This is a genomic window from Paenibacillus sp. P4_A7 (assembly GCF_056402455.1).
Genome location: NZ_JBFUHJ010000866.1, coordinates 1 through 835, shown reverse-complemented (window position 1 = coordinate 835; position 835 = coordinate 1). Strand labels below are relative to the sequence as shown.

The 835-nt window shown below is 41.7% G+C and carries 1 protein-coding gene; it reads right to left on the bottom strand.

Going from position 1 to position 835, the window contains the following annotated elements; genetic code table 11:
* Positions 1-495: aldo/keto reductase (locus tag AC1DWN_RS34580; protein WP_477563318.1), on the bottom strand; the 495-nt coding region annotated here is incomplete at its 3' end.
* Positions 496-835: the final 340 nt, after the last annotated feature.

Genomic DNA, 835 nt, shown 5'->3' with positions numbered 1-835 from the left:
GATATGACCTGAGCGAATAAAGGGCAGCAGCAGAGTAGGATTAAAGGCGTTGACCCCAATGGCTCGAACCTTCCCCTGCTCCTTCAATTTAAGAAAGGCTGGGATGGTTTCGTTCATTCCGATTTCCATATTCGTCTCATCAAGCTCRTGCATTTGAATGAGATCCAAATAATCAGTGCCTAGCCGCTTAAGACTATCCTCCACAGAACGAATCGTATTTTCGTACGTATACGGTACACCGCGCATAACTGCTTTGCTCGCAAGGACTACTTTCTCCCTTTGGCCCTGCAGCGCTTTCCCAATTCGCCGTTCGCTTTCTCCTTTTCCGTATAATGGTGCTGTATCAATAAAGTTGATTCCGAGTTCCAAGGCTCTATCGATCACCTCTATTACTTGCTCATCTGTGACCGAACCAAAATCTCCGCCAAGCGGAGCACCCCCAAGACCTAGTTTCGAAACCTGAATTCCCGTTTTGCCAAAAGTCGTATATTCCACTACATTCACATCCTCATTGTTTCTAGTAACGGACACTATTATTGTATTTCATTTAGCCTGTTATTAGTTTTGCTTTATGAAACAGAAATGTTGTTATTTTGCACAAATACACGAAAAGAGCCGTTGCTATTGTATGAAATCTATCGCTTTCAAATTTACACTGAGTTGTATGGAATTGTTGTTTTCTTGTCATGCTTGAATCGGACATGTTACACTATTCTGAACTGATCATCAGGAGGAATCCATACGATGAAATTTTTTGAAGATGTAGAATTACATGAAATTCCCTATCGCTTTAGCTATCGCAAGATAACGACTGACCACTACAAGGGATTTTACC